This is a genomic window from Aureimonas sp. AU20 (genome assembly GCF_001442755.1).
GTDB lineage: Bacteria > Pseudomonadota > Alphaproteobacteria > Rhizobiales > Rhizobiaceae > Aureimonas.
Genome location: NZ_CP006370.1, coordinates 162118 through 188728 on the forward strand (window position 1 = coordinate 162118; position 26611 = coordinate 188728).

General features: G+C 68.4%; 28 protein-coding genes. 6 read left to right on the forward strand and 22 right to left on the reverse strand.

Annotated elements, in window-relative coordinates; translation table 11 throughout:
* Positions 1-6: 6 nt before the first annotated feature.
* Both M673_RS21770 and M673_RS21775 read right to left on the reverse strand, forming a co-directional pair.
* On the reverse strand, positions 7-789 hold the full coding sequence (locus tag M673_RS21770) for an SDR family NAD(P)-dependent oxidoreductase (RefSeq protein WP_061978827.1): 783 nt from the start codon (positions 787-789) through the stop codon (positions 7-9).
* Between the two features lie 12 nt (positions 790-801).
* Entirely contained in the window at positions 802-1533 is a 732-nt protein-coding gene (locus M673_RS21775) for a FadR/GntR family transcriptional regulator (protein WP_061978828.1), read from the reverse strand.
* Positions 1534-1672: 139 nt separating this feature from the next.
* On the opposite strand from M673_RS21775, the gene uxuA reads away from it, so the two are divergent.
* A complete protein-coding gene (uxuA, locus tag M673_RS21780; protein ID WP_061978970.1) occupies positions 1673-2863 on the forward strand; it encodes a mannonate dehydratase in 1191 nt (396 codons plus the stop codon).
* Positions 2864-2964: 101 nt separating this feature from the next.
* Here the strand turns inward: uxuA and M673_RS21785 are convergent, their stop codons facing one another.
* Genes M673_RS21785 through M673_RS21805 form a run of 5 tightly spaced genes read right to left on the reverse strand, consistent with a single transcriptional unit; the run spans position 2965 to position 7375 of the window.
* The gene (locus M673_RS21785) at positions 2965-3942 is read right to left on the reverse strand and encodes an ROK family protein (RefSeq protein ID WP_061978829.1); all 978 of its coding nucleotides are present in this window, start codon (positions 3940-3942) and stop codon (positions 2965-2967) included.
* Positions 3932-4639 (reverse strand): ribulose-phosphate 3-epimerase, encoded by a 708-nt coding sequence (locus tag M673_RS21790; RefSeq protein ID WP_061978830.1) that lies wholly within the window; start codon positions 4637-4639, stop codon positions 3932-3934. Before M673_RS21790 ends, M673_RS21785 begins: the two co-directional genes overlap by 11 nt.
* Positions 4636-5451 carry an alpha/beta fold hydrolase gene (locus M673_RS21795; RefSeq protein ID WP_061978831.1) on the reverse strand — a complete coding sequence of 272 codons (816 nt, stop codon included), beginning with the start codon at positions 5449-5451 and terminating at the stop codon, positions 4636-4638. Before M673_RS21795 ends, M673_RS21790 begins: the two co-directional genes overlap by 4 nt.
* A complete protein-coding gene (locus tag M673_RS21800; RefSeq protein ID WP_061978832.1) occupies positions 5448-6296 on the reverse strand; it encodes a sugar phosphate isomerase/epimerase family protein in 849 nt (282 codons plus the stop codon). Before M673_RS21800 ends, M673_RS21795 begins: the two co-directional genes overlap by 4 nt.
* Positions 6296-7375 (reverse strand): Gfo/Idh/MocA family protein, encoded by a 1080-nt coding sequence (locus M673_RS21805; RefSeq protein WP_061978833.1) that lies wholly within the window; start codon positions 7373-7375, stop codon positions 6296-6298. The genes M673_RS21800 and M673_RS21805 overlap by 1 nt, the downstream gene beginning before the upstream one ends.
* A 221-nt stretch (positions 7376-7596) precedes the next feature.
* Here M673_RS21805 and M673_RS21810 point away from each other — a divergent pair, with 221 nt between their 5' ends.
* Complete coding sequence (locus tag M673_RS21810) at positions 7597-8790, forward strand: ROK family transcriptional regulator (protein ID WP_061978834.1); 1194 nt, start codon at positions 7597-7599, stop codon at positions 8788-8790.
* Positions 8791-9025: 235 nt separating this feature from the next.
* On the opposite strand, the gene M673_RS21815 is transcribed toward M673_RS21810, so the two are convergent.
* The 5 genes from M673_RS21815 to M673_RS21835 form a co-directional block, all read right to left on the reverse strand.
* Positions 9026-9973, reverse strand: a complete 948-nt coding sequence (locus M673_RS21815; protein ID WP_061978835.1) for a hypothetical protein — start codon at positions 9971-9973, stop codon at positions 9026-9028.
* Positions 9974-10083: 110 nt separating this feature from the next.
* The gene (locus M673_RS21820) at positions 10084-10833 is read right to left on the reverse strand and encodes an ATP-binding cassette domain-containing protein (RefSeq protein ID WP_061978836.1); all 750 of its coding nucleotides are present in this window, start codon (positions 10831-10833) and stop codon (positions 10084-10086) included.
* Positions 10826-11926, reverse strand: coding sequence for an ABC transporter permease subunit (locus M673_RS21825; RefSeq protein ID WP_082640008.1), 1101 nt, complete (start codon positions 11924-11926; stop codon positions 10826-10828). Before M673_RS21825 ends, M673_RS21820 begins: the two co-directional genes overlap by 8 nt.
* A gap of 111 nt (positions 11927-12037) precedes the next feature.
* Entirely contained in the window at positions 12038-13033 is a 996-nt protein-coding gene (locus M673_RS21830; protein WP_061978837.1) for an ABC transporter substrate-binding protein, read from the reverse strand.
* 200 nt (positions 13034-13233) lie between these two features.
* Positions 13234-14154: a sugar-binding transcriptional regulator gene (locus M673_RS21835; RefSeq protein WP_061978838.1), complete on the reverse strand. Its 921-nt coding sequence runs from the start codon at positions 14152-14154 to the stop codon at positions 13234-13236.
* Positions 14155-14325: 171 nt separating this feature from the next.
* Between M673_RS21835 and M673_RS21840 the strand changes: the two genes are divergently transcribed.
* From M673_RS21840 to M673_RS21850, 3 genes are all read left to right on the forward strand, one after another.
* Positions 14326-15240, forward strand: a complete 915-nt coding sequence (locus M673_RS21840) for a tagatose-bisphosphate aldolase (RefSeq protein ID WP_061978839.1) — start codon at positions 14326-14328, stop codon at positions 15238-15240.
* 5 nt (positions 15241-15245) lie between these two features.
* Complete coding sequence (locus M673_RS21845) at positions 15246-16679, forward strand: ROK family protein (protein WP_061978840.1); 1434 nt, start codon at positions 15246-15248, stop codon at positions 16677-16679.
* A gap of 240 nt (positions 16680-16919) precedes the next feature.
* On the forward strand, positions 16920-17156 hold the full coding sequence (locus M673_RS21850; protein WP_148640223.1) for a hypothetical protein: 237 nt from the start codon (positions 16920-16922) through the stop codon (positions 17154-17156).
* Between the two features lie 187 nt (positions 17157-17343).
* Here M673_RS21850 and M673_RS24740 read toward each other — a convergent pair whose 3' ends face one another.
* The 10 genes from M673_RS24740 to M673_RS21895 form a co-directional block, all read right to left on the reverse strand.
* Positions 17344-17502 carry a hypothetical protein gene (locus M673_RS24740; protein ID WP_156421107.1) on the reverse strand — a complete coding sequence of 53 codons (159 nt, stop codon included), beginning with the start codon at positions 17500-17502 and terminating at the stop codon, positions 17344-17346.
* Between the two features lie 91 nt (positions 17503-17593).
* On the reverse strand, positions 17594-17764 hold the full coding sequence (locus tag M673_RS24745; RefSeq protein ID WP_156421108.1) for a hypothetical protein: 171 nt from the start codon (positions 17762-17764) through the stop codon (positions 17594-17596).
* An 87-nt stretch (positions 17765-17851) separates the two neighbouring features.
* Complete coding sequence (locus M673_RS21860) at positions 17852-18952, reverse strand: Gfo/Idh/MocA family protein (RefSeq protein WP_061978843.1); 1101 nt, start codon at positions 18950-18952, stop codon at positions 17852-17854.
* A 14-nt stretch (positions 18953-18966) separates the two neighbouring features.
* The gene (locus M673_RS21865) at positions 18967-19977 is read right to left on the reverse strand and encodes a Gfo/Idh/MocA family protein (RefSeq protein WP_061978844.1); all 1011 of its coding nucleotides are present in this window, start codon (positions 19975-19977) and stop codon (positions 18967-18969) included.
* A gap of 260 nt (positions 19978-20237) precedes the next feature.
* The gene (locus M673_RS21870; RefSeq protein ID WP_061978972.1) at positions 20238-20687 is read right to left on the reverse strand and encodes a pseudoazurin; all 450 of its coding nucleotides are present in this window, start codon (positions 20685-20687) and stop codon (positions 20238-20240) included.
* Positions 20688-20887: 200 nt separating this feature from the next.
* Positions 20888-22456 (reverse strand): GMC family oxidoreductase, encoded by a 1569-nt coding sequence (locus M673_RS21875; RefSeq protein WP_061978845.1) that lies wholly within the window; start codon positions 22454-22456, stop codon positions 20888-20890.
* A gap of 102 nt (positions 22457-22558) precedes the next feature.
* Complete coding sequence (locus M673_RS21880; RefSeq protein WP_061978846.1) at positions 22559-23101, reverse strand: Twin-arginine translocation pathway signal; 543 nt, start codon at positions 23099-23101, stop codon at positions 22559-22561.
* 101 nt (positions 23102-23202) lie between these two features.
* A complete protein-coding gene (locus M673_RS21885; RefSeq protein WP_061978847.1) occupies positions 23203-23598 on the reverse strand; it encodes a VOC family protein in 396 nt (131 codons plus the stop codon).
* Positions 23599-23910: 312 nt separating this feature from the next.
* Positions 23911-24318, reverse strand: a complete 408-nt coding sequence (locus M673_RS21890; RefSeq protein WP_082640011.1) for a ribbon-helix-helix domain-containing protein — start codon at positions 24316-24318, stop codon at positions 23911-23913.
* Positions 24319-24444: 126 nt separating this feature from the next.
* Entirely contained in the window at positions 24445-25641 is a 1197-nt protein-coding gene (locus M673_RS21895) for an aminotransferase class V-fold PLP-dependent enzyme (protein ID WP_061978848.1), read from the reverse strand.
* 125 nt (positions 25642-25766) lie between these two features.
* Here M673_RS21895 and M673_RS21900 point away from each other — a divergent pair, with 125 nt between their 5' ends.
* Complete coding sequence (locus M673_RS21900) at positions 25767-26594, forward strand: IclR family transcriptional regulator (protein WP_148640224.1); 828 nt, start codon at positions 25767-25769, stop codon at positions 26592-26594.
* The last annotated feature ends 17 nt before the right edge of the window (positions 26595-26611 follow it).

Below are 26611 nucleotides of genomic sequence, written 5' to 3' on the forward strand. Positions count from 1 at the left end.
CTCCCCCTAGCGAACCGCCAGCCCGGCGTGCAGCCCGCCATCGATCAGGAAGTCGGCGCCCGTGACGAAGCCCGCCTTGTCGGAGGCGAGATAGGCGATCATCTCGGCGACCTCCTCCGGCTCGCCGATGCGTCCCAGCGGATGGGCCGCGCCGAAGCGGGCGAAGGCCTCCTCTTCCGAAACGCCCTCGCCGCCATAGGTGCGGGCGGCGAGCGAGAGGATCGGCGTGCGCACCGAGCCGGGCGAGACCGAATTGACGCGCACCTTATCGCCCGCATGGTCCAGCGCCATGGCCCGCGTCAACGCGTGGATCGCGCCCTTGGTCGCGACATAGGCCGCGACGTTGGGCTGGCAGTTGTGGCCCTGCACGGAGGAGACGTTGACGATCGCGCCGCCGCCGCGCCGGATCATGTGCGGAATGGCGAAGCGCCCGGTGAGATAGATCGAGCCGACATTCACCGCCATGCAGCGCGCCCAGTCGGCGGCCGCCGTCGTCACCACCGTGCCATAGGGATGGACGGCGGCGGAGTTCACGACGATGTCGATTCCACCCCCAAGCTCGGCGCATTCGGCCACTGCCGCCTCGACCTCCGCCTCGTCCGACACGTCGGTCAGGCGGGTGCGCAGCGCGAGCCCCCGCTCGCTCGCCAGCCGGTCGAGCGCCGCGTTGGCGGCGGGGTCGATGCCGCAGACGAGGACGCTCGCCCCGCCCGAGGCGAGCCTCACCGCCGCTGCCGCTCCGATGCCCGAGCTTCCCGTGACGAGCGCGACCTTGCCGGCGAAATCCATGACTGTCCTCGTTCAGTTCGTTTGCGTTTGCGTCTGCTCGCTCGCGGCGATGAAGCGCAAGCCGTAGCTGAGATGGCGCCCGATCAGATAGGCATAGGCGACCCGGTCGCGCTCGCGCAGGGCCGCCACGATTTCGAGATGCGCCGCATGCGTGTCGACCTCCACGATGCGCGCCTCCTTGCCGACGCGCATGAGGTTTTCGATCGCCGGCCTCAGCATTCGAAACGTGGCGCGTGCGGTGCCGTTGCCCGACAGCGCGATCAGCGCCTCGTGGAACTCGTAGTCCGCCCGCGCCAGTTCCGCGACGCCGCCAGCGCCGAGGATTTGGTCGTTCACGGCCTGGAGATGGTCGAGATCGGCCTCCGAAGCGTGGAGGATGATGTGGTCGCCGACGCCGGTCTCCAGAATGCGGCGAAAGCCCTGAACGTCGCGAAACCCTTCGGCCGAGACGCCTTGGTGGAAGGAGAACAGCCGCTCTACCGCCGCCGCGTGCCCATCGGAGACGATCGCGCCGCTTTTGGGCCGGGTCTCGATCAGGCCGAAGGCGCGAAGGATTACCAGCGCCTCGCGAACCGTGTTGCGCGAGGCGCCCAGGATCTCGCAGAGTTCGCGCTCGGTGGGGAACGGATCGCCCGCGCGAAGGCCGCGCACCGCCAACAGCTCGCGGATCTCGTCCACCAGCCGGTTCACCACCGACCCGGACCCGGCCTCCGTCTGTGCTTTCGGATTCGCGACCTCTTTCATGCGGAGAAGACTAGCCGTTGGTTGGACCAAATTCAATCATTCCAGTCCGGATGGATTGATTCCGAAGTCGATCGGCGGCAATCTCCACGCATCTGGTCCAACCAAAACGTGCACGAAAGGGTGCCTGCCCATGAACCCGATGAAGGAATGCTTCCGCTGGTACGGGCCGAACGATCCGGTTCCGCTCGCCCACATCCGCCAGGCGGGCGCCACCGGCATCGTCACGGCGCTGCATCAGATCTACGACGGCACGGCCTGGCCCGAACAGGCCATCCGCGAGCGCAAAAGCCTGATCGAGGCCGGCGGGCTGGAATGGGCGGTGGTCGAGAGCATCCCGGTCCACAATTCCATCAAGCTCGGCTCGGGCGAGCGCGACCGCTATATCGGCTGGTACAAGGACACGCTGAAGGCGCTGGCGGCCTGCGGCATCCAGACGATCTGCTACAATTTCATGCCCGTTCTCGACTGGACGCGCACCGAACTTCGCCACCCCATGCCCTCCGGCGCGCTGGCCCTGCGCTTCGACGCGGTGGATTTCGCGGCCTACGACCTTTTCGTCATCCAGCGGCCCCATGCCGAGGGCGACTACAGCGAGCAGACGATCGCGCTTGCCAAGGCCCGCAAGGCCGAGATGAGCGAGGAGAAGGCCGCCCTCATCGAGCACAATCTGATCGCCGGCCTGCCCGCCAGCGAGCGGCAATACGACCGCAAGCTGTTCCTCCAGGCGCTCGGCGACTATGCCGGCCTCGGCCGCGACGAGCTGCACGACAATCTCGCCTATTTCCTGCGCGCCATCGTTCCGGTGGCGGAGGAGCTGGGCTTGCGTCTCTGCATCCATCCCGACGATCCCGCCTTCCCGCTCTTCGGCCTGCAGCGGATCGTCTCGACCTCGGACGACGCCCGGCGCATCCTAGCGGCGGCCGACAGCCCGGCGAACGGGCTCACCTTCTGCACGGGCTCCTACGGCACGCGCGCCGACAACGACCTGCCCGCCATGGTGCGCGAGTTCGGGCCGCGCATCCACTTCGCCCATCTTCGCAACGTGACGCTGGAGCCGGACGGCTCCTTCCACGAGTCCGACCATCTCGGCGGCACGGCCGACATGCCGGCGGTGATCGTGGCGCTCCTGGAGGAGCAGGCGCGGCGGGAGGCGGAAGGGCGGGCCGACTGGCAGATCCCGTTCCGCCCGGACCACGGCCATCTCATGGCCGACGATCTCGCCAAGGACCGCATCAACCCCGGTTATTCCCTGATCGGTCGCCTGCGCGGTCTCGCCGAAATTCGCGGCGTCATGCAGGGCGTGGCCGTGGAGCGCCGCTTGAGGGCCTGAGGCCTGAACCTCGGATCGCATCGATCGCGCAGGCTGCCGCTGGCGGCCTGCGCGACGCTTGGGCCTTTCGAAATCTTGAGGCGCCGGCGGCTCGTCGCCCGTCACGCCCCGCGTGAGAAACGATCCGCCTCGAACAGGAGGCTCGCCGCGCCGACCAAGCCTGCATTGTCGCCGAGGCGAGCGGCCACCAGCGGCACGGCGCGAAAGGGCGCGAGCGCCGCACGGCGCATGGCCGCTTCCACCAGCGGGCCGAGACGCGCGAACTGCCGCGACATGCCCCCGCCCATGACCAGGATCTGCGGGCTGTAGAGATGGAGAAGGCTGGCGAAGCCGAGGCCGAGAAGCTCCGCCTCCTCCTCGACCAGTCGCCCGGCCAGCGCGTCGCCGGCCTCTGCCGCCTCGAAGACCGACGCCGCCGACAGCGCGCCCTCGCTCGCCTGGAGGCGGGAGGGTGGATCGCCCGCCGCCGCCTCGCGCGCCCGGCGCAGGAAGGCCGTGCCGGAGGCATGGGCCTCGAAGCAGCCGCGATGGCCGCAGGCGCAAAGCGCGCCGTCCCGGACGATCGTCATGTGGCCGATATGGCCGGCCATGCCCATGCGCCCGCGCAGGACCCGCCCGTCGGAGACGATGCCGCCGCCGATGCCCGTGCTGACCGTGGCGTAGACCATGTGATCGGCGCCCTGCCCGGCGCCGAAGCGCCATTCGCCGATCGCGGCGGCAATGCCGTCGTTTTCCAGAAGGACCGGCAGGCCGCTCCGCGCTTCCACGGCGCGGGCGAGCGGGAAGTCGGTGAAGCCAGCGATCGTCGGCGTCGCCAGCGCGATGCCGTTGGCAGCGTCCAGCGGCCCCGGCGCGGACAGGCCGATGCCGAGGACCGGACTCGGCGCCTCGCGGGACATCACCCCTGCCAGATCGGCGATCTGCGCCACCACGGCCTCGGCGCCCTCCGTGGCCGCCGTCGCCATCACCGCGCGATGCAGCACGGCGCCCGTCTCGTCGATCAGCGCGCCGCGAATTTGCGTCCCGCCGAGATCGATGCCGACGGCAAGGCGCGGGGATGGGCCGATGTCAGAGCCCATGCAGCCAGGCCGTGCGGGCGGCGAGGTCCGGCGCGTTGAAGGCGAGCGAGCCCAGCACAACGGTCTCGGCCCCCGCCTCGCGCAGGAGCGGAACGGTGTTTTCGCGAATGCCGCCATCGGCGGCGAGCACGATGCGATGCGGCGCATTCGTGGCGTCGATCAGTGCCTTGGCTTCGCGCAGCCGCTCGCCCGCCGCCTCGTTCAGGCTCTGGCCCTTCACGCCGATCGCGGTGCCGAGCAGCGTCAGGAAGCGCAGGCGCGGCAGAAAGCGAGCGACATCGCCGACCGGCGTTTCCACCCGCAGCACCATGCCGGCGGCAAGGCCCAGCGCCTCAAGCCGGTCCAGCGCCGCATCGGCCATCGCGGCGTTCTCGACATGCAGGCTGACGAGATCGGCGCCCGCCTCGGCAAACTGCTCGATCTGCGACAGGACCACGGCATCGGCCACCATGAGATGCACATGGATCGGCTTTTGCGATGCTTTGCGAAGCGCCGCCACGAGATCGGGAAAGAACAGGAGCGCCGGCGCGAAATGCCCATCCGCGACGTCGACATGCAGAATGTCGGCATGCGGATCGATGCGGGCCATCTCGTCGGCGAGGCGCACGAGATCGGCCGACCAGACGGAATATTCCGCGATCAGGCGGTCGGTGGGCAGCTGGTCGATCCAGCCGCCGTCGCGAAGGTTCGAGCTCATCGGGGCAACTCCAGAAGAAAGCGGGAAAGGGCGGCGTGAAGATCGGCGACATAGCGCGCGCGATCCACCGCCTTGGGCGTGATCTCGACCATTGCGGCGCCGGGAACGAGCGCCGCGAGGGCCTTGGCATGGGCCAGCGGATGAACCACGTCCCGCTCATGGCCGACGACGAGTGTCGGGACACGCAGCCGGGCGACCGCCTCGGCCGCGACGCCGGGCCCGTCCACCGAGATCGCGCGCAACAGGGCGGATGTGACGGAAAGCGGCTCGCGCGCGAAGAAGCCGCGCAAGGAAGCGAGATTGTCCGGCGCCTCCAGCGCCAGCCGCCGGGCGGTGCCGCCCGCCTCGAACAATCCGCGCGCCTCCTCGCCACTATGGGCAGCGATGAGCTCGCCGACCTCGGCATTGGGCCGCATGTTGCGCGGCGCGCGCTCCAGCACCCAGGCGGGGCGCACCAGCGCCAGACCGCGCACGAGATCGGGCCGCAGCACGGCAAGGCGCAGCGCGATGGCCGCGCCCATGGAAATGCCGCCGAGCGCGACCGGGCCGGCGCCCAGCCGCTCGATCGCCGCGATCAGATCGTCGGTGAAGGTCGCGATCGACAGGCGCGACAGGGCGCCGGGCTCCGAGCGCCCATGGCCGCGCATTTCCAGCGTCAGCCGGCGCAGCCCGGCCTCCGGCGGAAACCCCTCGCGCGTCTGCCCGGCATCGCCGCAGAGCCCGTGCTGGAAGAAGACCGGCGCGCCGGCCCCGCCGGCATCGTCGAGATGCAGCCGAACGCCGTCCGCCGTCTGGAAGCTTTCCACCGTCACGCGTTCTGCTCCACCAGTCCGGCGTCAGCGAGTTGCGCGCGCAGGAAACGCGCCACAGCGGGCGCCTCCGCCGCCTCCAGCCCATGCGTCACCAGAGCGCCGCGAAAACCGATCGCGCCGAGGCAGCGGAGATAATGCGGGTAGTCGAGCACGCCCTTTCCGGCCGCGACGAAGGCGCCGTCCGGCGCGCGGTCCTTGGCGTGGCCCATCGCGATCCGGTCGCCCAGGAGATCGACGGCTTCGGACACGAGGCGGCGCTGCCCCTCCCCGCTCGCGATCTCGAAGAGATTGGCGGGATCGAGAACGATGCGAAGGCGCGGGCTGCCCAGCTCGTCGATCAGCCGGCGCGCCTTGGCCGCGCCGTCCACGACATTGGCGAGTTCGGGCTCGATGCCCAGGTCGATCTCGTGACGCTCCGCGATGGCGAGCGCCGTTTCCATGGAGCGCAGAAGATCGCGCCAGGCCTCGGGCGAGCCGTTGTCGGCGTGGCCGCGCCACTGGTCGTCGGGGTCGCGCGTGCCCGTGCAGAGCGTGACGAGCCGCGTGCCGAGGGCGGGCGCGGCGGCGGCCAGCGCCTCCAGGCGACGATGCCCTTCCTCGCGCCGGGCGGGGTCGGGATGGATCATGTTGTAGGTGCCCGACAGCGCCACGAGCCCGACGCCTGAGGCCCGCGCGGCCCTCGCCACCCGCTCCGCCTCAGCCGGGGAAACGGCGTCCGGCATGGCGGGCAGGCCGGAACAGGCCATGTTGTATTGCGCGGCCGAGAAGCCGGCTTCCCGCACGCTGGCCAGAACCGCGTGCGGATCGGTGCCGGAAAAGGTCTTGGCGAAGATGCCGAGGCGCATCACACGCCTCCCGACACGTCGGCCAGCGCCACGCGCCGCCCGCCGCTCTCGACCGACCGGGCGATCGCCACCATGCCGCGCACCGAGGCCAGCCCGTCCGCCACGCTGGCGCCGGTCATCTCGGCGCCGTCCAGAACGGTGCGCGCGAATCCTTCCAACTGACGGCGATAGAAATGCCCGTCGGCGCCAAGCACCCGGTGCGTCGCGCCGTCCGCCTCGCGAAAGATGTCGACCTCGCTCGACTTGTAGTACCAGGGGTTGAAGGTCTTGCCGACGACGCTGCCGTTCCGGCCGTAGATCTGGAAGCCCTCGTGCCAGTCCATCCGCACCGCGACGGTGAGATCGAGATGGCCGAGCGTGCCGCTAGCGAACTCCACGTCCACGAACCAGCACCACATCCCGCCGCGCTCCGACAGGCGCGCCTCGACGGCCACGATGTCGCCGGCGAAATAGCGCGCGGTGTCGATGAGATGGCAGCCATGCGCGAGCATGTAGTAGCGCCGCAGATCGGCCTTGGGGTTCTCGGCCGGCTTTCGCGCCCGCGCGCTGGTGACCACCAGCGGCTGCACGGCGTCGGTCATGGGATAGCGATGGGTCGAGTCGCAATACCAGGCCTTGAGCGCGACGAGCTCGCCCATCTCCTCGGTGATGAAGCGCTTGGCCGCCTGAAGCCCGGCGTCGTAGCGCTTCATGTGGCCGACCTGAAACACGCGGCCGGACGCGGCGACAGCGGCCTGCAGATGCTCGGCCTCCTCCACCGTCAGACCCACGGGCTTCTCGCACAGGACATGCTTGCCCGCTTCCAGCGCGCGGATCGAAGCCGGCACGTGAAAGGCGTCGGCGGTGGCGATGATGACGGCCTCCACCTCCGGGTCGGCCAGCATGCCGTCGTAGTCGGCGAAGGACTTGGCCGCGTCGTGCGTCACCACCATGCGCTCGCGCAGGTCGTCCGCCACGTCGCAGATGGCGAAGAGATCGGCGTTCGCGGCCTTGGTGCAGCTTTCGAAATGGGCGGCCTGCGCGATCTGGCCGGCGCCGAGAACGCCGACGCGAAGACGCCTGTCTTCCTTCTGGGGCATGGAATGGGTCCTGACGGGAAAGCGAAACGGAAAACGAAGACAAGCGCCGCGTCGGCCCGGCGCAAGCCGGCGGCTGAGCCGTGCGCGGCCGAACGAGACGGCCCCTCCCCGGCCTTGTCCCTTCGACGCGCGACTTTGTTTGGATTGAAAACAAACAGCGAAGCGGGTTAGCTGTCAAGCCGTCTCAAGGGTGCTCGGTGCGCCTTCCGGAAACTTTGCCCATGTCGATGCCCAAGGCCGTTCGGCACATCAACGAGAAGCGCGCGCTGGCCGCGCTGGCGCGTGAAGGCGCCCTCAGCCGGGCCGATCTCGCGCGCCAGCTCGGCCTCACCCGATCCACCGCGAGCAGCATCGCGGCGGGCCTAATCGAGGCGGGAATGCTGCGAGAGGCGGCCTCCCCGGACGGAGGGGAGGCGGCGCGCATCGGACGCCCTGGCACCCGCCTCGCTCTGAACGGCGGCTACGGGACCTTCGTCGGCGTCGATCTCGGCATCGGCCATCTGCATCTGGTGGCGATGGACTTCGCGGGCGCCTCGCTCGCCCGGCACAGCGAGCCGCTCGACCCCGGAGCCTTGGGGCCGGAGGGCACGATGGACCGGCTTCTCTCGCGGCTCGGCGCGTTCCGCCGCCGGCTCGACCCCGGCGCGCCACTGCGCGGCATCGGGCTTGCCGTGCCGGGCATCGCGACCCCGGAGGGGAGCGTGCTGCGCCTGCCCATCCTTGGCTGGACGGATTGGCCGGCGGGGGCGCAGCTGCGCCGTGCTTTCCCCGATGTCGGCGAGATCGCGGTGGAAAACGACGCCAAAGCCTTCGCCTTCGCGGAAGCCGCATTGGGGGGCGCGGCCTTGAGGGGGCGCACGGTCCATCTCCTGCTCGATGCGGGCGTCGGCGGGGCCATCCTTCAGGATGGAGCCTTGCAGCGCGGCGCGCGGGGCTATGCCGGCGAAATCGGCCATATGCCGGTCGGCGAGCGCGGCTTTCTGGAAGGGGCCGCCCTGCCGGGCTCGCTGGAATCCTTCGTCGGCCGCGAGGCGATCCTCCAGCGCTATCGCCTGGAAGGGGGCGAACCGACATGGCCGGCGCTTCTGGCGGCCCTGGAGGCCGACGAGCCGGCGGCGCGGCGCACCCTTTCCGCCTGGAGCCATTATCTCGGCCGGGGGCTCGCCTCGATCACGGCACTGCTCGATCCCGACGAGATCGTTCTCGCCGGCCCGGTCTGCGCCCTGTTCCAGCGCGGGGAAATAGAAGTGCGCGAGGCGTTGGCCAAACATCTCCTGCCCGGCCAGCCCCTGCCCCGGCTTTCAGCCTCGCGCCTTGGGCCGGACGGCGCGGCGCTCGGCGGCGCCCGACTGCTGCAGCGCCGCCTCCTCTCGGTGGACGAGGATTTCGTTCTCGGTCGCTTAGAGACTGTTTGACAACTCGGCGGCGGAGGGCCGCCGAGTGATTTTTCGTCGGTCGCGAGGCGCCAACCGCAGTCGATACGAGGGCGCATCGGCGAGGATTGGCAAATGTCCGTGCGGACGGGCGAAACATCGGCCGCGCTTGCGCAGCACTGCTGCGCTTGCGCGGCGTGTCTCGCCCTGGGGCGGCGGCGGAAAAGCACCGGCGGGCCGACCCGACAAGGTTGTCGAACCGTCTCTTAGGCCCTGATCAAAGCGCCTCGGCCTCAATCCGATAGTGGGTTTCCCAAGGCTCTCCGGCGCGAAAAGCCTGCGCCGTTCCCTCGCGAAACGCCGCATGACGGATCAGATCGCCCCGGTCGAAGGCCGAGGCGATGGGCTCGACGCCGAGACCCCGGAACCGGCCGTTCCAGGGCGCGGCGTCGCGGCCGCCCTGGCTCACCCAAAGGAGGCAGTGGGGAAAGGCCGCCGGGTCCCAGGTGAAGCGAACGCGCGTTGCCGCCGCCGTGTCCTCGAGGCTCATCGCGCCCTCGCAGCGCCAAAGCTGGACCAGCTCTTCGCCAAGGCCCGGCGCCGGCAGGGCGGCGAGCGAGGCACGGTCTCCCTCCACAGTATCGATCGCATCGAGCCGGTCGAACAGGGCGTTCGGGCGAAGGCGCGAGACATCGCGCTGGAAGGTCTCGGGGAAAACCTGCCCTTTGGCGAAGGGCGCGGGCTCGACCCGCAGACCCGCCGTCTCGGCCGGCAGGCGGAAGATCGGATGAAGGCCGATCGGCAGCGTGCAGTCGACGCGCGTCACGACCCGAAGGGTGAACTCGACCGCCGCCTCTCCCTCCACGGCCCGGATTTCGCGCTCCAGCCGCTCTACCGCATGGCCGGCGGGAAAGTCGCAGGCGAGCCGCAAGTGTCGCTCGCCCCGCTCCACCAGTTGCCAGTCGGCGTTGGAGCCGTGGCCGTGATGGGCCGGGTCCGCCTCGCCCGTGCCGAAGGGCACGCAGGGCCACTCCCCGCCGAGGGTGCGCAAATGGGCGGGAAAGCGCGTGTCGCCGAGGACGTCGGGCTCACCGTGCCAGGGCGCCTCCGCAAAGGGCTCGACCACGCGCCCGTCCGCCAGCCTCAGCTGGAGATGATGCGCCATGCCGCCGGTCGGGATGGCCAGGACGCGGCCCCGGTCCCATTCGATCGTCCAACCGTCCATCTGCCTCTTCCCCGCCAATTCCGGCGCGCTCTCCTTGGCGCGGCCTCGTCTCTAAGCAAAACGGCGCCCTTGAACAGGCGCCGTCTGCCGATCTGAAGAGTCTAGGAGGATCAGCCGCCGACCATCAGCTTCACCACCTCGTCATGGGTGGTGTCGGCGATGCGGCGCTCGCCAGCCAGCACCCCGCGCCGGAGCACGACGATACGGTCCGACACGGCGAAAATGTCCTGCAGATTGTGCGAGATGAAGATCACCCCGCGCCCCTGCGCCTTGAGCTGGTGGATCAGCGAGATGACCTTGCGCTGCTCGGGCACGCCGAGCGCGGCGGTCGGCTCGTCCATGATGAGGAGCCGAGCGTTCCAGTAGACCGCGCGGCCGATCGCGACCGCCTGCCGCTGGCCGCCCGAGAAGTTCGAGACCGGGGCCTCCATGCGCGAGACGTGGAAGTCCAGAAGCGCCATCGTGTCGCGCGCCGCGTCCGACATCTTCTTGCGGTCCAGCACCGGCAGGAAGCCGAACTTGCGCTTCATCGGCTCGCGCCCGAGGAAGATGTTGCCGCCGATCGACAGATTGTCGGCCAGAGCCAGGTCCTGGTAGATCGTTTCGATGCCGCTGTCGCGCGCCTCCTGCGGGGTCGAGAAGTGGACCGGCTTACCCTCCAGCCGGATCTCGCCCGCCGTCGGCTTGAAGACGCCCGAGATCGCCTTGATCAGCGTCGTCTTGCCGGCTCCGTTGTCGCCGGCGAGAGCCACGACCTCGCCGGGGGCGATGGTCATGGAGAAGTCGTTCAAGGCCCGCACCGCGCCGAAATGCTTCGACAGATTCTTGATTTCGAGAATGGGCTCGGCGGCTCTACTCATCGATGCGTCCTCCGCTGAACCGGCGCTGCGCCTGGTCGATCAGAACCGAGATGATGATGACGATGCCCACGCTGATGAACTGCCAGAAGGGTTCGACATTCACGAAGACGAGGCCGTACTGGATCACGGCGATCACGAAGGCGCCGGCGACCGTTCCAAGGATCGTGCCCGATCCGCCGAAGAGGCTGGCGCCGCCGATCACGACCGCGGCCACGCAGTCGAGCAACAGCGGCTCGCCGGCCTGCGCCGCGCCGGCGTTGAAGCGCGCGGAGTAGACGACGCCCGCCAGCCCCGCGCAGAAGGCCGAGAGCATATAAAGGCGCAGAAGATGCGACTTCACGTCGATGCCGGAGCGGCGGGCCGCCTGAACATTGGCGCCGATGGCGTAATTGTGCTGGCCGAAGCGCGTCTGGCTGAGAATATAGTGCATCACCAGAACGAAGGCGGCGGTGATCAGGATGATGTAGGGCACGCCCAAGATGCGCCCGTTGCCGATCGTGGCGAAGAAGGAATTGCTGATCGGAACCGTGGTGCCGCCGGCCAGAAGGAAGGCGACGCCGCGCGCCACGCCGAACATGCCGAGCGTGCCGATGAACGGGGGAACCCGCAGGCGCGAGACCAGAAGCCCGTTGATGAAGCCGGGAATGCCGGCGACGAGCACGGCCACCAGCGTTCCCACGAGAACGCCCATCGGCAGGCCGAGGCCGGGCGTGGCATAGTTGATGACATGCGCCGCCACCACGGCGGCGAGGCCCATGATGAAGCCGAGCGAAAGGTCGATGCCGCCCGAGATGATGACGAAGGTCTGGCCCGTGGCCAGGATCAGCGGCGCGACGGCGAAGATCGCGATCGACTGGATGTTGAAGGAATTGAAGATGAAGGTGCCGCCGAACTCGGCCCGCGCCCAGGCTTCGAAGCCGAGCGCCAGCGCCAGAAGAAAGAGCCAGGCGCGAAGGTCGGCGATGCGCTGAAGAAGCGTCTTGGCCTTATCGGCGTGGTCGGCCTCCGGCTTCACATGGGGGGCGGAGGCAAGGCCCGGCGCCGGAGTGGGAGACGGGCCGGGAAGCGGCGCGTCCGTCGCGGATGCTGTCATGGTGTCACCTTGCCCGGCGGCGGTTCCGCCTCTCGTGGCTGAAAAGGTCGAGATGGGAAGAGAGAAGAGGCCGGCCCCGCCTCTCGCGGGCGCCGGGCCGGCCTTGCCCCGTTATTCGGAGTAGACGTATTTGGCGACGTTCGGATCAGAGACGTTCGCCTTGTCGATCACCGTGAAGCCGGTGCCGATCGTGGTAGGAATCGACTGGCCGGTGAGATGGGCATAGGCGGAAACGACGCCGTAATAGCCGATCTCGGCCGGGTGCTGGGCGATCGCGGCGTCCACGAGGCCGGACTGGATGTTGCCGACGATCGAGCCCGGCGCGTCGAAGGCGACGACCTTGACGTTGCCGGTCTGGCCGGCCTGCTGCACGCCGTTGCCCGCGCCGATGGCCGAGAAGAGATTGGCGCCGAACACGCCCTTGAGGTCCGAGTTGCGGGCGTAGACCGCCTGCAGCTGGCTCGCCGCCTTGTTGGCGTCGTTCTCGTTGAACTGCGTGTCGAGAACAGTGATCTTGGGGAAGTTCTCCTTCATCTCCGCCTTGAAGCCGGCTTCGCGCTGGTCGGTGGTGGAGATGCCGGGCTTGACGTTGGAGACATAGACCTTGCCGCCCGCATCGCCGATCGCCTTGGCAAGCGCGCGTGCCGCCATGCGGCCGCCGAGCACGTTGTCCGAGGCGATGTAGGAAAGCGGGAAGTCGGCGTCGCCCGAGCCGGTCTGGTACTGGCCGGTGCCGATGAACGTGTCGACGGTGATCACCGCGATGCCGGCGTCCTGCGCCTTGCGCAGCGGCTCGACCAGCTGGGTCTTGTCGGTCGGCGCGATCAGGATGGCGTCCGGCTTGCGCGCGATGGTCGCGTCGAGCACCGGCACCTGGACCACGGGGTTGAACTCCGGCCCGCCCTGGAACACGAGGGTCACGCCCAGCGCGTCGGCGGCGGCCTGCGCGCCCTTGCGCATCGTGATGTAGAAGGCGTCCGTGGTGAGGCCCGGAATCAGGGCCACGGTGTATTTCTTGTCCTGCGCATGGCCGGGGCCGGCGGACAGGCCGATGGATGCGGCCACGGCAAAGCCGGCCGCCGCCTTCAGGATCGAACGACGCTGCATGTTTTTCCTCCCTGGGATGAGCCAAGGGTTCCCGACATGCGCTCCCACACATGTTCCGATCGGGGTCCGGCCCGGATGTCTCATCCGCTCGCCGGCAGCTCACCTGTGCCTATGATTTCTGCGTGAGCGGCCTTCCGTCAAGTGCAAATTGTTTCTGAAAGCAATTTCATGTCACTTTTCCAACGTCGCGGGCGGAATGTTCACCCTTTCGCAGCCTCTTCCAGAACCGCTTCGGCCGTGCGCGGGTCGGTCGCCAGGGCCGAGATCAGGCCGGAGCGGGCCGCGCCCAGAATCGCCGCGGCCTTCGCCTCGCCCACCGCGACGCCGATCACCAGCGGCGTGCGGCGCAGCTGCTCGGCCGACATGGCGATCATCCGCCCCTCGCCCTCCCAGTCCGTCACGCTGCCGTCCCGCCGGACATAGTGGCGCAGGACGTCCCCCACCGCGTCGCGAAGCGCGCGCTCTCCGGGGGTCGCGGCCGTTTCGTCCGGCGAGTTGGTGGCCGGCGAATGGATGGAATGCGGCAGGCCGATGCCGACCACGGCCGCCGCCGTGCGCTCCCAGAGCGAGACGCTTCCGGCGATCGTCGGATCGGCCAGGAAGGCCTCCCGCGCCCCGGCCGAGGGCAGGTAGGGCGCATGCAGGAAATGCGGCGCGCCGCCCATGGTCTCGGCCGCAAGCCGCGCGAATTCGTTGATCTGGAAATGCGGGGCGTGCTGCTGCATGCCGCCCGTGGCGGGCACGGTGAGAATGCCGGGAATCGCCGGCAGGCCGGTTTCCACCACGGCGCGAATCGCCCGCCCCCAGCCGATCGCGACCACAGAGCCGGCCCGCAGGCCGCAACTCAGCAGCATCTGTCCGACGGGCGCGGCCAGCGCGCCCGAGCTCGGCCCAGGCGGCACCTCCACCACGGCGGCCTGCTTCAGTCCCAGCCTTTCGACGAGGTCCCGCCCCAGCGCGTCGGGCGAAACGAGATCGCGCACCTCGATGCGCACGATCCCCTCCGCGCGCGCGCGTTGCAGAAGCCGGGAGATCGTCGCGGTCGAGAGGCCGAGGCGCTTGGCGATGTCCACCTGGCTCAGCTCGGACTCGTAATGCAGCTTGGCGACCGTGTGGATCAGAGCCCGCGACGCGGTTTGGTCGGACGAAGGTGAAGAAGCCAGCTTGCAATTCCTTTCAGCAATATGTTACCGAGCTATATCAGCGAATGGAAACATGCAAGCGACCGGGCCGCAACCCGCCTTTCCGGCGGGCCACCGAACCCTGGCGCATCCTTGGGAGGAGGACTTCGCATGGCACGGATGACCACGGCGGAACTGCGCGGCTATCACCAGATCTGCGGACCGGACGGGGCGATGATGGTCATCGCCTGCGACCAGCGGGGCGGCATGCGCACCCTCCTGGCCAGCGACCCGGCCGAGCAGGCCAAGATCGGCAACGACGTTCTGGGCCTCACCAAGGCCGACATCACCCGCCATCTCGCCAGCCAAGCGAGCTGCGTCCTGGTCGACCCGATCTGCGCGGTGCCGCAGCTGGTGGACGACGCGGTGCTGGAGCGCGGCACCGCGCTTCTGATCGGCCTCGACGCTTCGGGCTGGGACACCTCGCCCGAGGGCTACCGCCTGTCGAAGCTGGTGGACGGCGTCGATGCCCGGCGGGTGCGCGCGCTTGGCGGCACGGGCGGCAAGATCATGGTCTATCTGCGCTCCGACACGCCGGCCGCCAACACGCACAATATCGACATTCTGGAACGGGTGATCGCCGATTTCGCCCGCGAGGACCTTCTCCTCGTGGTGGAGTTCCTGACCTACGCGCTGGAGGGCGAGAGCCCGGAGGCCTACAAGGCCAAGATCCCCGAGCTGATCCAGGGCGGCACGCGGATCTGCCTCGATCTCGGCTCGAAGGTCCTCAAGCTTCCCTATCCCGGCTCGCCCGAATCCTGCGCCGCCGTCACGAAAATGTCGGGCGACGTGCCCTGGGCGGTGCTGTCGGCGGGCGTCGATCACGAGACCTTCCTCGGCCAGGTGGAGATCGCCATGGCGAACGGCGCTTCGGGCGTCATCGCCGGGCGCTCGCTCTGGAAGGACTGCATCTCGCTCGACCGCACGGAGACGCGCAAGCGGCTGGAAAGCGTCGCCGTTCCCCGGCTTCGCGAGATCCAGGCGGTGATCGCCCGCCACCGCGCCCCGGCCGCCAAGGTGGCCTGAACGCCATGGCGGGGCGGAACGCCATCGGCATCGACATCGGCGGCACGCACATCCGCGCCGCCCGCGTTTCGCCCGAGGGCGAAATCCTCGAAAGGGCGCGCGTTGCGAGCGCGCCCGATCCGCAGGTCGTGCTCGGGCGGATCGAGACGCTGGTGGCCGAGCTCGACGACGGCAGCGTCTCAGCTCTCGGCCTCGGCGTGCCGGGCCGCGTGGATTTCGCCGCGCGGCGCGTTCTCTCCGGCGGCTATGTCGATCTCTCCGGCCTTCCCCTCGCCGACCATCTTGAAGCCCGCTTCGGCTGGCCAGTGGTGGTGGACAACGACTGCTCCATGGCGCTGGTGGCGGAAACCCGCGTCGGCGCCGCCAAGGGCGCCGAGAATGTCGTGATGCTGACGATCGGCACCGGCATCGGCGGCGCGATCCTGGAGCGCGGGGCGATCCTTCGCTCGCGCGGCACGGCCGGTCAGCTCGGCCATCTCAATGTCGATCCCGCCGGCGAGCCCTGCCTTTGCGGCAAGCGCGGCTGCGTGGAAACGGTGAGTTCGGGCACCGCGCTCGGCCGCCATATCGCTCGCGCCGGCCTGCCCCAGACGACCACGGCCGCCGAGTTGCTTCAGCGCCGCGGCGAGGACGACGAGACGGCGCGCGCCGTGCTGCACGCCTGGGCCGCGCCGCTGCGCATCGCGGTGGACGATCTCGTGGCGGTTCTCGATCCCGACCTCGTGCTTCTGGGCGGGGGCCTCGGCGAAGCCGCCTTCGCGGCCCTGGCCGGCATCGAAAAGCAGGCCTCCTGGTACGACAGCCCCGTTGCCCCCGCGCGGCTGGGCGACGATGCGGGCGTGATCGGCGCGGCTCTGGCCGCGCTTCCCGCGCGCGCGGCGTCCAAGCGCCTCGTGCTCGTCAACGGCGTTCCGGCCAGCGGCAAGAGCGGCGTGGCGCGGGCGCTGTCGGACGCGACGGGCTGGCCGATCCTTTCGCTCGACACGATCAAGAACCCGTTCCTCACCGAGATCGAAGGCGTCGATCGTCCCTTCAATCGCAAGCTCGGCCGCGCCAGCCTGCGCGCCATGTTCGCCCTGGCGCGGGAAGCGCCGGCGGGCACGACCTTGATCCTCGATGCCTGGTTCGGCTTCCAGCCCGCCGAGTTTCTGGCCGAACTCCTCGGCGAAGCGGGCATCGACACGGTTGCCGAACTCTGGTGCTCGGCCCCGCCCGAGCTCATCGGCGCGCGGTACGGCGCACGCGTGAATGAGCGCCCGCCCGGCCATCCCGGTCTCGACTACGTGCCCGAACTCGTAGCCCTCGCCGCAAGGGCGCGCCCGCTCGATCTCGGCCCCCGGCTCGATGTGGACACGACGGAGCGGTTCGACCTGATGCAAACGCGGCATTGGCTTGCGTCCGCTCTGGCCGACAAAGCGCCGGCCAGTCTGGCGGCCTAGAGGCAGGCGGCATTCGCCGGCATATCGGGAAGGAGGCAGGCCGAAAGCCCCTCCTCCGTCTATGGAGTTCGTTCGTCGGCGCCCTACGTGTCGCCGATCTCGAAAGCCCATCTGCAAGGCTTAAGGACGGGTGCGCCGCAGCGCCCGTCCTTTGCTTCTTCTCTTCGCCTCGCGCCACCGTTTCGAACGTTTCCGCGTCCGAAGGGTTGTAGGGGGGTAAGATGGGAGGTTCGAATGGATATGACCGACAGCGAACGCGAGTTCTGGCGCGGCATGCGTGCCCTGACCATGACGACCGAAGGGCACGAGGCGTTCGTGGGCCTCGACCCCGGCGAGAGCGAAACCTTTCTGGACCTTACCCGGCGCAACGAGTCCGGCGAGGACATGAACGGTTCGCAACTCTATCTCACGCTGCGCGAGAAGCACGAGGCGGCGCGACAGGCCATCGTCAAAGGCGAGGCGGAACTCGACGCCTGAGGGCTGGTCCGGCGACACGGTTGCGCCGTGTCTCCGCGGCTACCGGCCGTTGCCTAACTCCAGATGGTCAGCGCTCTAGATCGCGCGACGACACGATAGCCGGAACACTTCTAGCCGAGACGAATTGTCGAGTTCCCGTCGGCATCTTGGTTAAAGAGCCTACCTCAGCAGCTTCGTGGCACTCGTATCAAACGGCTCGGCGCCAGTTGGGCGCGGCGACGTCGTCAAAGCCCTGATGCCAGGCGATGCCGTCCGCGCTGCCGGAACGATAGGGGTTGTCATGCCGGTTCATGTTCTTCTCGGCGGCCGTACGGCCTTCGAGTTGAACGCTCTCGTTGCGGGTCATCGGATTGCCGCCGGGAGCGGTCGAAGCGCGGGGCTGAAGCAAAGCGTCCTCCTCTTGATCTTTGACGATAAGTCTTGCTCGCAAATCTTGATCAGACCTGAAGGGCATTTGGTGCGCTGCGCTCGGTTAATCCCTTCAACTTCGCAGTCACATCCGAAACATTGCTTTGCAAAATCATTCGGCAGCATTCCGCAAGCTTGAACGGACCCGGCCGGGCGCCGGCGCCCATCCCGTCGAAATTGACGGTTTCGCCGGCGCGCAACGGCAGATTTCCAGCTCCTCCGCAAGGCCTCGCCCCGAGGACATGCGCCAGCGCGGGTTCGTCGCGTTCGCCTCGATCAGTGATGCATCACGACGCTATGCGCTCTGGCGCCCTCGCGTCCTCGGGAAGCCAGGAGCGGTAGAGCGGATGATCGGCGGTGATGGGAAGCACCGTCGGCTGCCCGCTTCGCTGCGAGGCGTAGGCGGCGGTCACGAGTTCGAGCGAGTTGCGCGCGTCCTGCAGGGTCACGGGCGGTTCCGCACCGGAGAGGATCGCCGTGTGGAAGAGCTCGAACTGCCGGGTATAGCCGTCCTCCCGCCCCTCGTAGCCCGCCAGCGCGGCGTCGACGCGCGCCTGATGCTCGGGCGTTCCCGCCACGAAGCTCCAGGGATCGCGCCCCATCGTGTAGGGCTCCAGAATGCTTTCGGCGACGAGGTCGTGGAAGCAGAAGCGCAGGCGCGAGATTTCCCGCCGCGAGCCGAGCGTCATGGAAAGGCTCGCCAGCGAGCCGTTCTTCATGCGCACGGAAAGCGCGGCCGTGTCCTCCACCTCGATCGGGTTCACCAGCGTCGCGCCATAGGCGAAGACATCGGCGCAGTCGCCATGGACGTAGTTGAGCATGTCATGCGCGTGGATGGCATGGCCGAGCAGGCCGCCGCCCAGCTCCGACCGCCACTTGCCGCGCCAGGGCACCTCGTAGTAGTCCCGCCCGCGCCACCAATGCGTCTCGATCGTGGTGAGGAAGGGCCGGCCCGTCAGCCCCTTCTCGATCAGAAGCTTCAGCTTCTGAAGGCCCGTGCCGTAGCGATACTGGAAGATCGGCATGAGCTTGGGGCCGTTCGCGCGCGCGACGATGGCGGCCATCTCGTCCACCTCCGCGACGGAGCCGAAGAGCGGCTTCTCGCAGACGACGTGCTTGCCCGCCTCGATCGCCCGGCGGCACAAGTCGAAATGCGAATCCGGCGGCGTGCAGATGTCGATGATGTCGAGATCGTCGCGCCGCAGAAGCGTCTCGACATCCTGCGTGTAGTCGGCAATCTCGTATTTCGCGCAGAGATCGCGGCCGCGTCCTTCGTCCAGCGAGCACAGGACGGGCACCTCGAACAGGTCCTTGTTCCAGCCGTAGCCGGCCAGATGCCGTTCGGCGATCCCAGCTCCGACGACGCCGACGCGCAGTTTCCGGGTCATGTCCCGCCCCTCCTTCAACGATTGCCGATGCGCACGGCCTTCGCCTGCGCTTCCAGCGACAGGCGGCAGACCTCGTAGACATGGGCCTGCGGCATGGCCGTCTCGGTGCGCGCGCGCACGTCTTCAGCAAAGGCCTCGAAGTAGATCAGCTTTTCCGCGCTGCAGTCGATGTGCGTGTTGGTCGTGCCGTTCACGAGGAAGAGGTGGTCCTTCCCCGGTCGGCCCGAAATGTCGATATATTTGCGAAGCTCGATATAGCCTTCGGTGCCAAGAATCGTCAGCCGCCCGTCGCCCCAAGTGCCGAGCGCGTCGGGCGTGTACCAGTCCACCCGCACGAAGCCCGACGCCTTGTCGGAGCGCAGCGTGATGTCGCCATAGTCCTCGAAGCGCGGGCGGTCGGGCATGGCGAAATTGCCGATCGTGCTCGCCACCACCTCGGCCGTGTCCGAGCCGGTGTAGAACAGGAACTGGTCGATCTGGTGCGAGGCGATGTCCACGATGATGCCGCCGAACCGGTCGGGATCGAAGAACCAGTCCGGCCGCGTGGCAAGCTGAAGCCGATGCGGCCCCATGCCCATGGTCTGCACCACTTGGCCGATGGCCCCCTCGCGCACGAGCTGCCCGGCCTTGACGGCGGAGCGCACGCTGTGGCGCTCGGTGAAGCAGACCGAGAAGATGCGCCCGGTGCGCTCGGCCGTGCGTCGCACCTCGTCCAGCTGGGCGAAGGTGGTGACGCCGGGCTTGTCGGTCATCACGTCCTTGCCCGCCTCCATGGCGCGCACGGCAAGGCCTGCCCGGTCGCAAGGGATGGCGGCGATGCAGATGATGTCGATCGTGGGATCGGCCAAGAGCGTCTCGCGGTCCACCTTCGGGGCGTCGGGATAGTCGGCCTCGATCGCCGCCAGGACGCCTGGCGCGGTGGTCTTGGGGCAGTAGCCGGCGAACTCGCAGCCCGCCGCGATCAGGCCCTTGATGTGATCGAAAATATGCCCGTGGTCGATGCCAATGGCTGCGAATCTCAGCATGTCCGACTGCCCCTCCCGTCACGGATCGCCGCGCAAATGCTCCCAGTGCGCGACCCCGGTCAGACCCGATACAGGGAGGGAGTGCTTGTCAAGGCGCCGCCGGGCGGGCTTTCGGACAGTTTACCGAACGACATCCGGAACGAGCCAGAACGCTGGTAAGACCAGAGACGCGCGTCCTACAGCGCGATGAAGCCGAGCCGCTTCGCGCCACCGAGAGCAGCGGCCGTCACATCCATATGCAAGCCGGCGCCGCGTCGCGCCTATGGCGTCTTGGCGGCTTCGTCCAGCAGCGCGGCGAAGGTGGCCTGGGCTTTGCCGGGGTGCTTCACGGCCCGCGCCGCGTCCAGCTTGGCGGGCTTGCCCACCACCACCAGCGCCACCATGCCCATGCCGTAATGCGGCGTACACTTGATGCCGTAGAGCCCCTCGGAGCCGACGGTCAGCGTGTAGGGCTTGTTGAAGCCGCTCTTGAAGGGCTCGACGCCCTCCGGCCAGATGTCCTTGACGGACTCGGCGTTGTGGCCGGGCTGTGTCGGAACGAAGGTCACGGTGTCGCCGGGCTCGGCGCGCACGAAATCCGGCTCGAAGACCATCGAGCCCTTGGCGCCGACATTCAGCATCTTCACCACATGGTCCGCCGCCTCCGCGCCCGAGGCGAAAGCGAGGAGACCGGCGGCGAGGACGAGGCGAAGATGGGATCTGTTCAGCATGTCGAGCCGTCCGCGTTGGATCAAGGGAAAGAAGGCGGGCGCATCCGGGGAGAAGGACGCCGGAGCTTGAAGCATTTCCCAGGCGAAGCGGACAGGCCTTGCCGGGACATTAAAGAGGCCGAGAGCCTTCGAACCGCCTCACGCCGGTTCGAAGGCCGGGGGATGAAGACCGGCGCGCGATCGGCACGCGCCGGCTGGCGTCAGAGTTCGCCGCGCGACATGCGACCGGCGATGTGATCGGCCTGTCGCAGAGCCAGCGCGACGATCGTCAGGGTCGGGTTCTCCGCCGCGCCGGTGGTGAACTGCGAGCCGTCCGAGACGAAGAGGTTGGAGATGTCGTGCGTCTGGCCGAACCGGTTGACGACGCCGTCGCTCGCCTTCTCGCTCATGCGGTTGGTGCCGAGATTGTGGGTCGAGGGATAGGGCGGGGTGTGGATGGTGCGCAGCGCGCCCACCGCCTCGTAGATCGCCGAGCCCTGCTTGTAGGCGTGGGCGCGCATCGCCGTGTCGTTCTCGTGATCGTCGAAATGGACGGAGGCGACGGGCATGCCGAAGGCGTCCTTCTCCTCCGCCAGGGTGATGCGGTTGTCCTCGCGCGGCATGTCCTCGCCCACGATCCAGAGCCCGGCGAGGTTTTGGTAGTTGTCGAGCGCGCTGGAAAAGTCGCGGCCCCATTTCTGCGGGTCGAGAAAGGCGGCCATGAAGGGCAGGCCGAGCGACAGCGTCTCGAACTCGTAGCCGCCGGCAAAGCCCCGCTTGGTGTCGTGATGCGCCTCGTCGCGCACGATCCCGGCCATGGTCGTGCCGCGATACATGTGGACCGGCTTGTCGAACACGCCGTAGACCGAGCCCGTCGTGTGGCGCATGTAGTTGCGCCCGACCTGGCCGGAGGAATTGGCGAGCCCGTCCTTGAAGAGGCTGGACTGCGAGTTGAGAAGGAGGCGCGGGCTCTCGATCGAATTGCCCGCGACGGCGACCGCCCGCGCCTTCTGCCGCTGCTCCACGCCGTTGGCGTCGGCATAGACGACGCCCGTCACCTTGCCCGCCGCGTCGTGCTCGATGCGCAGGACCTGGCATTCCGGCCGCACTTCCAGCTTGCCCGTCGCCTCGCCCTTGGGGATTTCGGCGACGAGGGTCGACCATTTGGCGCCCGACTTGCAGCCCTGGAAGCAGAAGCCGAGCTGCATGCAGTAGCCCCGGTCGTCGCGCGGCTCGGAATTGATGGCCATGCGGCCGGTGTGGACTTCCTTGTAGCCGATCTTCTTGGCGCCCGCTTCCAGCACCTTGAAGTTGTTGTTGCCGGGCAGGCCGGGAATGCCGTTGGTGCGCGTCACGCCCATGCGGTTTTCCGCCTCGGCGTACCAGGGCTCCATTTCCTTCAGGTCGATCGGCCAGTCCAGGAGATTGGCCCCGGCCATCTCGCCGTAATGGGTGCGGGTCTTGAACTCGTGCTCCTGGAAGCGCAGCGAGGCGCCCGCCCAGTGGACGGTGGAGCCGCCGACCGATTTCACGATCCAGGCCGGCAGGTTGGGAAAGGTGCGCGAGATGTCCCAGCTTCCCGAGGTCATGCGCTTGTCCGTCCAGGCGAGCTGGCTGAACGAGTCCCATTCGTCGTTGATGAAGTCCCAGGTCTCGTGCCGCTTTCCTGCTTCCAGGATGACGGTGTCGATGCCCTTCAGCGCGAGCTGCGTGCCGAGCGTGCCGCCGCCCGCGCCCGAACCCACGATGACGAAGACGCTGCCGTCGTCGAGATCATAAGGTGCTGCCATGATTGCTTGCCTCCCGCCCCATCGCGAACGCGCTTCGTCTTGGCGCGAAGCGTCGGCGTACCCGGGGCCTCTCCATCGGGTTGAAACGCTGCGTGCGGCGGGTCAGGCCAGCCAGTCTATGTCGTTGAAGCCGCGTTCGAGATAGCCGCCCTTGTCGAAGGAGGAGCCCTCGTAGCCGAAGAGGGGCCAGAGGTCCTTCTGGTTGTAGAGACCGACCACGAGATTGCCGCGAACCTTCTGGAAGAAGGGCGAAGGCTCGATGGCTTTCAGCAGCGCCACCCGGTCCGCCTCGGCCGCCACGCGGGCATAGGGCGCGCCATGGGCGCTGGCGGCGGCGCGGTTCAGCGCGGCCATGCCGTCTTCCAGAAGGGTCAGCTGGTCGGGCGAGCCGCGCGCGGCCTCGTCCAGGATCTCGACGGCGGTGGCGTAGTGCTTGTCCTCGATCCGGTCGTGCGGGTAGCAGTCGCGCGACATCTGGACCAGCGAGGCGAAGGTCTCGGGCTTGGTGGCCTTGGGCATCTGGGCCCAGGCGCGGCCGTGCACGAGCCCGCTCGGCAGGATCGTCATGGCCAGCAGCGTCGTGCCGGCCCCCCTCAAGAAGACACGGCGGGACAGGCCCGCCGCAGCGATGGACTGCGTCGTCATTCGTTCCTCCCATCTTGACCCGGCCACCGCCCCTCGTGCCTCCCAGCCCGGAACGGTGACCTATCCCCTCGGTCCGCCGCGTGTTTTCCCGGCGGCATGCCTTATCGGAAGCGCCAGCTCCGTTCCAAAACCTCGATCTTGTATCCGTCGGGATCTTCGATGAAGAAGAAGCGCGCGGCGTTTCCGTCCGGCGTCTTCAACTCCTTGATGTCCTTGGGCGCGAGGCCGGCCGCTTTCAGCCGCGCGTGCTCGGCCTCCAGCGCCTCGACTGAAACCGCGAGATGTCCATAGCCGGTGCCGAGGTCGTAGGGCCCGGACTGGCCTTTGTTGACCGTCAGCTCCAGTTCGAAACCGCTTTCCGCGTTCTTCATGTAGATCAGCGTGAAGCTGTCGAAATCGATCCGATCGGCCACGGCGAGGCCGAAGGCCGTCTCGTAGAAGGCCCTTGAGCGTTCCTCTTCGAGAACGCGGATCATGGAATGAATGAGTCTCGCCAAGCCTCGCCCCCAAGCGGTCCGTCAGCTGCCAAATCAGCTTTGGAATGATTCTTAAGACGATTGCGGAGGCAAGGGGTAGTAAGGGGTTAGGACAGGGCGCACGGCCCTGGAAAAACGTGCGGCGAGCGCGGCTCGAGACAGCTTGCCGCAGGATTTCGGCCCGCCCGGCCGTGCCGCTTTTCCAAGGTTCGAGAACCTTCGGTCGAGCCGCGCGGGCGCGTCCCCGAGCTCAATCGAGCAGGGTCCGACCGGCAGATGCCGGCTATTGCAATGGAAGCCGGCGCCCTCTCCCGTTCGAGGGCGCCGATGCGATCACAGCATGTATTTCTGGCTCTTGCGGGGAACGGGCACCGGCACGGCGGCCCGCTTCATCTCGCGCCGCCGGTTGGCCTCCGCTTCAAGGGCCAGGATGTCCTCCGCCGCTCGCGTCTCGCCTGTCCCGCGCGGGATCAGCCCTTGCAGCTGCAGGTTGAGAAAGCGAAGGCAGCAGACGCGCAGAAACGAGGTGAAGTTTCCGAGATCGTGCCCCTCGTCGATCGACTCGTTATAGAGCTGGTGAAGGAGTTGCGGGATGTTGAGATCGTCCTTTTCGGCGATCTCTTCGAGCACCGTCCAGAACATCTTCTCCAGCCGGACGCTCGTCACCATGCCGTCCATGCGGATGGACCGGGTCTGGCTTTCCCACAAGTCGGCGCTCGCGCCGACGAACAACCTGCACATGGCTCTTCCTCCCGCTGAAGCCGCCCTCTCCCAAGCCGGCGGCCGGATGTCTCCCGCCGCGATCTTCCGCGCGCGCGCCTCCGGCGACAAGCCCCTTTCCCGCCGAGAGGCCTCCGCCGCGAGCCGTCAGTCCGGCCAGTTGTTGATGGCCCGGCGCTTGCGACGGGCCGCGAAGTCGCTGCTGATGATGTCGTTGGAGCGGCGCGCGATGTCGAGTTCCTCGCGCAGGCGCTCCGCAACGATCTCCGCCTGACCGGGATGAAGGTTGCAGGGGTCGAGATAGAAGTGCCCGTGCTCGACCTCGTGATCGCGCACGATGACCGGGTGCGTGCCGTTGCTGGCCAGCGCGTCGGCGAGGTCCCAGGCCGTGATATGCGCCTCCGCCGGGTTCACGTGGACCTTCAGCCGGTCGAGCGGATTGTCGGTCGGATCGGGATCGATCGCGGCCTCCACCCCCGCGAAGTCGGCGAGCGTGCGCTGCCAGACATCCAGCGCTTCGCTCTCGCGAGCGCGAATGCCGGCGTGATCGCGGACCTCCCAGGCTTCCAGCGCGGCGATCGTGCCGACGATCCCTTCCTTCCCGACCTTCATGCCCCGGCCGATGCCGTTGTTCTGGAAATAGGCGGCGCGCACGAGATCGCGGCGCCCGGCCACGATGCCGCCCGTCGGCCCGCCGAGAAACTTGTGCGAGGAGTAGAGCACGAGATCGGCCCCGGCTTCGAGAAAGCGGCGCAGGTCGTATTCCGACGCAGCGTCCACGATCACCGGCACGCCGCGCGCATGGGCGACCTCCACGAACTCGGCAAGGCCCATCTGGCCGACCTGGACCGTGTGATGCGAGACGACGAAGAGCGCGGCGGCCGTGCGCTCCGTGATGGCGCCTTCCATCTGATAGGCCATGACGCTGGTCGCCTGCCCGACCGGCACGACCTTGGCGCCGGACAGGCGCACGCCCTGCTCCACCGGCGAGCCGTAGCCGACCATGTGCCCGGCCTGGATCAGCACCTCGTCGCGCGCGAGGCGGTCGGTCTGCGGCAGGCGCTCGATCGCCGCGAGATCGTCTCCCGTCATGGCGCCCGCGACCGCGAGCGTGATCGCGGCGGCGCAGGAGGCCGTGACGAACCCGGCCTCGCCGCCCGTCAGCCGGCTGATCGTGCGGCTCGCCAGCTTCTGAAGAGCGCCGATCTCGATGAATTGCGGCAGCGCTGCCGTCACGGCCTCCACCGCCTGCGGCACGACGATCGAGGCGCCGAGCGAGGTCATCGTCCCCGAGACGTTGATGACCGGGCGCAGGCCGAGGCGAATGCGAATGTCGTCGTTCATGCGGTGGGGTCCTTGGGTTTGGTTCGCGGTTCGGTTCGAGGCTTTGAGCCGGGGTGGTTTCAACGGCCGGGCCGGATGGGTATGGTCGGGGCCGGATGAGCAGGCCTCGATCGGATGAGACGACAATGGCAAGAGGAGCGATCGCCCCGGCCAAGGACGGCGGAGCGCAGGAGGCGGCGGGCGCGGCCCGGCGCTCGCGCGTCAGCGGCATCGACCGCGCGCTGCAGATCTTCGACCAGCTGCGCGACACCGGACGCCCGGCGACGGCCTACGACCTCGCCCATTCGGTGAAGGCGCCGCTTTCCACCATCTATACGATCGTCGACGATCTGGTGGAGAAGGGCCTTCTCGTGCGCGGCGAAGGCGGCACGGTCTGGCTCGGGCCGCGCCTCTACCATTACGGCCTCGCCTACGAGCGCTCGATCGACCTGATGGCGATCGCCAAGGAGGAGATGATCGATCTCAACCGGCAGCTGGGCGAGACGATCCAGATCTGCGGGCGCGACGAGGACATGATGGTGGTGCTGGCCATGGCGGAGGGGCGGGACCATTTCCAGGTCACCTCGCGCGTCGGCTCGCGCGTGCCGCTCAACTGGGTGGCGTCGGGTCGGTTGCTGGTCGGCCACCTGCCGCAGGCCGAACGGGTCGAGATCTTCCGCCGCTGCGCCAAGGTTTCCCCCACCGGCCGGGCGGAGCTGAACCCCGAGACGCTGGCGATCCGCTCGGCCGAGGCGCTGGCCGACCGGCTGTCGATCCAGGCCGGCGAATCCGCCTATTCGGTGGCCTGCGTCGCCGCGCCGATCCTCGACCCGAAGGGCTCCTGCACGGCCACGATCTCCGTTGTGCTGCCCGACTTCAAGGTGGCGGAGGCGCGCGAGCGCTACACGGAGGCGGTGCGCCAGTCCGCCCGGCGCATCGAGGGGCGCCTGGGCTGGAACGGGCGGGAGGGCTAGGGCGCCGGTCGGCATCG

Coding starts and splice junctions, on each gene's coding strand:
- M673_RS21770 (WP_061978827.1), bottom strand. CDS start 789: ATGGATTTCGCCGGCAAGGTCGCGCTCGTCACGGGAAGCTCGGGCATC.
- M673_RS21775 (WP_061978828.1), bottom strand. CDS start 1,533: ATGAAAGAGGTCGCGAATCCGAAAGCACAGACGGAGGCCGGGTCCGGG.
- uxuA (WP_061978970.1), top strand. CDS start 1,673: ATGAAGGAATGCTTCCGCTGGTACGGGCCGAACGATCCGGTTCCGCTC.
- M673_RS21785 (WP_061978829.1), bottom strand. CDS start 3,942: ATGGGCTCTGACATCGGCCCATCCCCGCGCCTTGCCGTCGGCATCGAT.
- M673_RS21790 (WP_061978830.1), bottom strand. CDS start 4,639: ATGAGCTCGAACCTTCGCGACGGCGGCTGGATCGACCAGCTGCCCACC.
- M673_RS21800 (WP_061978832.1), bottom strand. CDS start 6,296: ATGCGCCTCGGCATCTTCGCCAAGACCTTTTCCGGCACCGATCCGCAC.
- M673_RS21805 (WP_061978833.1), bottom strand. CDS start 7,375: ATGCCCCAGAAGGAAGACAGGCGTCTTCGCGTCGGCGTTCTCGGCGCC.
- M673_RS21810 (WP_061978834.1), top strand. CDS start 7,597: ATGTCGATGCCCAAGGCCGTTCGGCACATCAACGAGAAGCGCGCGCTG.
- M673_RS21815 (WP_061978835.1), bottom strand. CDS start 9,973: ATGGACGGTTGGACGATCGAATGGGACCGGGGCCGCGTCCTGGCCATC.
- M673_RS21820 (WP_061978836.1), bottom strand. CDS start 10,833: ATGAGTAGAGCCGCCGAGCCCATTCTCGAAATCAAGAATCTGTCGAAG.
- M673_RS21825 (WP_082640008.1), bottom strand. CDS start 11,926: ATGACAGCATCCGCGACGGACGCGCCGCTTCCCGGCCCGTCTCCCACT.
- M673_RS21830 (WP_061978837.1), bottom strand. CDS start 13,033: ATGCAGCGTCGTTCGATCCTGAAGGCGGCGGCCGGCTTTGCCGTGGCC.
- M673_RS21840 (WP_061978839.1), top strand. CDS start 14,326: ATGGCACGGATGACCACGGCGGAACTGCGCGGCTATCACCAGATCTGC.
- M673_RS21845 (WP_061978840.1), top strand. CDS start 15,246: ATGGCGGGGCGGAACGCCATCGGCATCGACATCGGCGGCACGCACATC.
- M673_RS21850 (WP_148640223.1), top strand. CDS start 16,920: ATGACCGACAGCGAACGCGAGTTCTGGCGCGGCATGCGTGCCCTGACC.
- M673_RS24740 (WP_156421107.1), bottom strand. CDS start 17,502: ATGACCCGCAACGAGAGCGTTCAACTCGAAGGCCGTACGGCCGCCGAG.
- M673_RS21860 (WP_061978843.1), bottom strand. CDS start 18,952: ATGACCCGGAAACTGCGCGTCGGCGTCGTCGGAGCTGGGATCGCCGAA.
- M673_RS21865 (WP_061978844.1), bottom strand. CDS start 19,977: ATGCTGAGATTCGCAGCCATTGGCATCGACCACGGGCATATTTTCGAT.
- M673_RS21870 (WP_061978972.1), bottom strand. CDS start 20,687: ATGCTGAACAGATCCCATCTTCGCCTCGTCCTCGCCGCCGGTCTCCTC.
- M673_RS21875 (WP_061978845.1), bottom strand. CDS start 22,456: ATGGCAGCACCTTATGATCTCGACGACGGCAGCGTCTTCGTCATCGTG.
- M673_RS21880 (WP_061978846.1), bottom strand. CDS start 23,101: ATGACGACGCAGTCCATCGCTGCGGCGGGCCTGTCCCGCCGTGTCTTC.
- M673_RS21890 (WP_082640011.1), bottom strand. CDS start 24,318: ATGTGCAGGTTGTTCGTCGGCGCGAGCGCCGACTTGTGGGAAAGCCAG.
- M673_RS21895 (WP_061978848.1), bottom strand. CDS start 25,641: ATGAACGACGACATTCGCATTCGCCTCGGCCTGCGCCCGGTCATCAAC.
- M673_RS21900 (WP_148640224.1), top strand. CDS start 25,767: ATGGCAAGAGGAGCGATCGCCCCGGCCAAGGACGGCGGAGCGCAGGAG.